Raw genomic sequence first — 4,494 nt, forward strand, 5'->3', positions numbered from 1 at the left:
ATAGATATACCTCTTTCTTAACTATGCTTATTTTACCTCATATTTTCGAGATCCTTAACAGGTTCTAATACGCTTTCATCGGGATAACAGGTTTTAATTACTTTTTCAGGGGATAACCCATGTTCTTGCACCTGAAAACTTACCCTTTCGTCCTTTTCAGATTTCACTGCCTTTTCGACGATGTTAATGTCGATATCTTTTACTTCTACTTTTCCCTCACGCTTCCGATTAAAAAGTTCTTTTAAGTTAAGTAAGGCACCACGACTTATATTAGCAACAACTGTTGTTTCTTGGTTTTTCTCACAATTAGAAAGAAATTGAAATGGAAACTCATTGAGATCATAGGCTTCTTCCTTATTGACACGATACTCTTCTTTCGTTTTACCTATTATCTCCTGTAAATATTCTTTTACATCAACACCATCATCAATTAAACTAGCAATCTTCTCATTTTCTGCAATAAAGTTAGTATGAGGAGGATCCAAAGCATAATTATTTAAGTTAAACCAATAAAGCAATTCTTTAAACAACTTTTCTTCTTCCTTTTCCTTAGTAACTTGCTGTTTTTCAGGTTCCTCATTAGAAACCTCAGGATTTAAGAATGTTGAATCATTCCATGCTATAGGAGAAGGAATCGATGATGATCTTTTCTGATCCGGAATATTATCCCCTGTTAGCATACCTTCACCAGCACCTAAAGATAGCTGTGATTGATCACCAGTGGATTGACTTGAATCTATTTTCCCCGGCACCAACTGAAACAGCCCCCCCTTTTCCTCCCTCTCTTTCCGACCATTGCCTGGGAGGCCCCTCTAATGCTCCATCCTGACTCCGCGTGGGCAACCTCTGTGTCTGTACCTGCTCAACCGATGATCTTGGATCACCACTTGGAGAACGTGCAGCAGAATCCTTAAGTTGTGGAGGTGACTCACCAATACCACTATCTCTGTCTTCTTGCCTTTGTTTGGGCGGTGTTCTTAGTCCACTCGGTCCTGCATGTGTAGGAGAATTGAGTGGCGACTGTGCAGGCGACAATGCTTGAAAACGAAGCCCAGGATCAATGGACAATTCATGGTCTTTGTTGATTACAGACTCTTGTATTACCTTACTCATTACACAGCGTGAGGTTTCCTTATCATAAAAATTTATGCCATATATCCCTTTCACACAATCTTCTCCTAACAATTCCACTAACTGTTTCTCAGTGATACACCCATCAATATTATGCAATACAGAACAACCAAATACTTTATCGATATTTTTTGCCTCTTTTTGAGTTAGAAACCTAAAGCTCCCGTCAGCACTTGGCACAATAGGTATAAAAACTGAATTTTCTTTACTATCTAAATAAGATGCACAAAAGGTATGGTAAAATTGAATACTTGATTTAGCATTGATTAGACTAACTATTCTGTGCTTCATTGATTCAACATACTTATTCTCACTGCTAGGAACTTGGAGGTAACGCCCCTCAAGCCAAAAACTACGCTCTATCATTCTATCAATAAGTGGAATATTATTTTTGAATACATCCTTAATATATACATAATCACCTTCGACGTCAAAGAGTTCAGAAGAAACATTATTATAGCTTGTAATATCTGACTGAAATAACTCTACAAACTTATCCCTTACTTCTTTATCCTCACAGTACATGCAATATAGATAATACTTGTGGTCAAATTCCGCATATCCAAATGAATTATCTATATATTCTACTCCAAAAATCTCTCCAAGTTTTTTTCCAATGTCTTTTGCAAATGAAAACATTAAGTAGCATTTTAAGTTAAGAATTGTACCTTCACTTACTGGAACTACATATTTTATACCTTCCTTGCTAGGCTGCAATTTTCCTTCTGTTAAATTAAATGGAAAAGATCTCATATCAAAAGCTATACCTGCATCATCTTCAGTTATAAAAAACCTTTTTATTAATTTTTCCTTAAGGCTTTTCATATAACTCATGCCCCGTTTATAATCCATGTCTTTATCAAATTTAATGACAATACAATCCCCCGATGTACCTCCTTCTAAAGTTAAATTAGTATTAACAGCATTATAAAAAAGATTATCAGCGTTAAATGCTGTAATCAATTTCTCAGTCATTCCATTTTCAGGCATAACACCCCTCCTATTTAAATCAGCATAGACTTTTAACTTTTACTACTACCTTGACCACTAGATTGATTTTGCTTCTTTCTCTCTTCTTCCTTCTGTTTCCAGAATTTACTAAAATCATCAATCCTTTTTGGGTCCATTTTGCTTAAGTCAGCTTTTCCCCCTCCTGGTTTAGTATCATCACCATATTTTGGTTTAACGTAATCATCAACATATCTTGGCATGTTACCCTCCAGTAAAAATATTATGCAACCAGTCTACTAAAAATAAAATTAAGTGCAAGCACTTTTTTATATTTTTTTTCAAAAATTTTTATTCACTCTTTTTCACAAAATTCAGTTTTCTAGATTCCAGCGTCACGCGCTGGAATGACACCTGTATTTCTCTTTGCCATCAATCCCTACTCTTTAATGTCATACCAGTACCTCTTTTTCTTGTCATCCCAGTGCCCAGACACTGGGATCCAGTCTTTTTTGTCATCTGAAGCTAACACTAGCTATCCCCTCGATGGTGCTTTTTCTGGTGCCTTTCCTATTGAATCCACATGATTATTAACTTTTACACCATCAATCAATCTTTTTGGTGGTTGAGCATCACTCGCAGGATTATGATGAGGTTTGTGCTCAGCACTAGCATTAGCTTGCATATTACAATTACCCAACTTTGCTTTTTCCTCTCCTGTCACATTATCAGAGTTGAAACCTGCTTTCTTCATTATCGCTCTTGGCTTCTTTGCTTCAGGCATCTTCTCCGCAGATTTCGGTAGACACACCTCTTCCTTCGGTTCCTCAGGTTTTGCTTTTTTCTCTTCTTCCATTTTTGGTTTTGTTTCCTCGCGGTTCTCATTGTTTATAACCTCCTTAAATATGGAAGGCATTATAGGCTTTGGTAAAAGATCAAGCTCTGGTTTGCTCAGAGGGACTGGCCTTACAAATTCGGGTGAAACTTCAAAAAGGGAAACTGGCACTTTAGGTTCTTCTCTTTCATCTACCTTGATTTCTACGTCTTTATGAACTTCTTTAATTGCTTCTAATGATGTTTTTTCTGCTTTTTTGTCTTCTTCTTCTGTAGATGCCTCTACCGCAGCCGCCAACTCAACTCCAAACATCTCTGCGAACATTGTAACAATCCATCCGACAACGGCCATTTGTAACCTGAGTTTCAGATCTTGCAATGCAGTTAATCTTTCTAACGCCCTTGCAAACTCTTCTTCTGATAACTCACCTCTGCCTAATTTCTCCTGCAATTCTTTTATCTCTTTGTCCAACCTCTGATTGAAACTTAAATCGCGTGCAAAAATCTTCTTGATTAACTCCTTAAGCTTATCACGCAAAAACTTCATTATCGCAGCAATCAGGTTTTTTTCTTTCTTCTCCTTGAGCATTTGGTAGATTTTCGGATCATCTACATCTACTTCAAAAAGGGTAAAGAGAGATTCAAAGAAATTCCAGAAATCTCCGAGTACTCTTCCTTTTTCACAAGTGAAGTAATCCTCATCATCACCTTCTCCGATATGTAGCTCTGCTTGAGATGATATTTCATCGATACAACTAGAAGCCTGACGCTCACACTCGAGCCTCCTGAGCAAATCTTGTCTGGTGAGCTCCTCTATGGCTGCTTTTAGTTCATTTAGCTTCTGCTCTGCAGAGAAATCTTGCTCCCTGATTTTTCCTTGGAAGATTGAGCTACCGTTTTCGTTATTATCTGAAAAATTTTCCATTATTTTTGCCTCCTCAATAAAATTACTGCCTTTGTTGTTACCTGAAAAGCTTTCCACCATTTTTACTTCCTTCATAAAACTTAATAATTTAATTCTACAGTACTAAATATTTAAGAACTATTAATGTAAAGATGTCAATAAAATTATTTACATTTTTACACTATATATATATTATATCATGTGCTATTTAACCTTTCAATAATATCTTTATCTTTACGGCTTCTTCAAACTCTAGCATGCGCTTTTCTTAAATTATCCTTATTAATATTTGCTTTTGCCTCTATCCCACTTTTTCTTGTAAAGTATTTGATATAGATTTTATTATACTCTTTGGCACAACGTTTGTAACATACTTTGTCTATAAATGGAAATTATTATACTTGCAGCTAGACACAATTTGAAATAATTTACACTATAAAGTTAAGGAACGAGATCCCAGTGTCACGCACTGGGATGACAGCAGTCCTACGTCATACCGCGATTCATTCGCGGTATAGATTCCGCTAACAAGTAGCGGAATGACGAATTTTTGTTTTTCAAATTATCGTAAGTCACTTTAGCTATATCAGACAATAGAGGCAGTGCGTAGAGGAGCTCACCAGACAAGATTTGCTCAGGAGGCTCGAGTGTGAGCGTCAGGCTTCTAGTTGTATCGA

Annotated in this window: 4 protein-coding genes; all 4 read right to left on the reverse strand. The window is 36.5% G+C overall.

Translation table 11 applies throughout. The annotated features are described in order from the left end of the window. Positions 1-32: 32 nt before the first annotated feature. The gene (locus OZD61_RS03505) at positions 33-752 is read right to left on the reverse strand and encodes a hypothetical protein (protein WP_274979866.1); all 720 of its coding nucleotides are present in this window, start codon (positions 750-752) and stop codon (positions 33-35) included. Then, positions 715-2,121, reverse strand: coding sequence for a hypothetical protein (locus OZD61_RS03510; RefSeq protein ID WP_274979867.1), 1,407 nt, complete (start codon positions 2,119-2,121; stop codon positions 715-717). The genes OZD61_RS03505 and OZD61_RS03510 overlap by 38 nt, the downstream gene beginning before the upstream one ends. A gap of 32 nt (positions 2,122-2,153) precedes the next feature. Continuing rightward, complete coding sequence (locus tag OZD61_RS03515) at positions 2,154-2,342, reverse strand: hypothetical protein (RefSeq protein ID WP_274979868.1); 189 nt, start codon at positions 2,340-2,342, stop codon at positions 2,154-2,156. A gap of 272 nt (positions 2,343-2,614) precedes the next feature. After that, on the reverse strand, positions 2,615-3,898 hold the full coding sequence (locus tag OZD61_RS03520; RefSeq protein ID WP_274979869.1) for a hypothetical protein: 1,284 nt from the start codon (positions 3,896-3,898) through the stop codon (positions 2,615-2,617). Positions 3,899-4,494: the final 596 nt, after the last annotated feature.

It is taken from the genome of Wolbachia endosymbiont of Drosophila bocki, assembly GCF_028982005.1.
GTDB lineage: Bacteria > Pseudomonadota > Alphaproteobacteria > Rickettsiales > Anaplasmataceae > Wolbachia > Wolbachia pipientis.

What these genes read in the sequence shown, in the direction of transcription:
- OZD61_RS03510 (WP_274979867.1), bottom strand. Translation starts at nt 2,121, where the DNA reads ATGCCTGAAAATGGAATGACTGAGAAATTGATTACAGCATTTAACGCT.
- OZD61_RS03515 (WP_274979868.1), bottom strand. Translation starts at nt 2,342, where the DNA reads ATGCCAAGATATGTTGATGATTACGTTAAACCAAAATATGGTGATGAT.
- OZD61_RS03520 (WP_274979869.1), bottom strand. Translation starts at nt 3,898, where the DNA reads ATGGTGGAAAGCTTTTCAGGTAACAACAAAGGCAGTAATTTTATTGAG.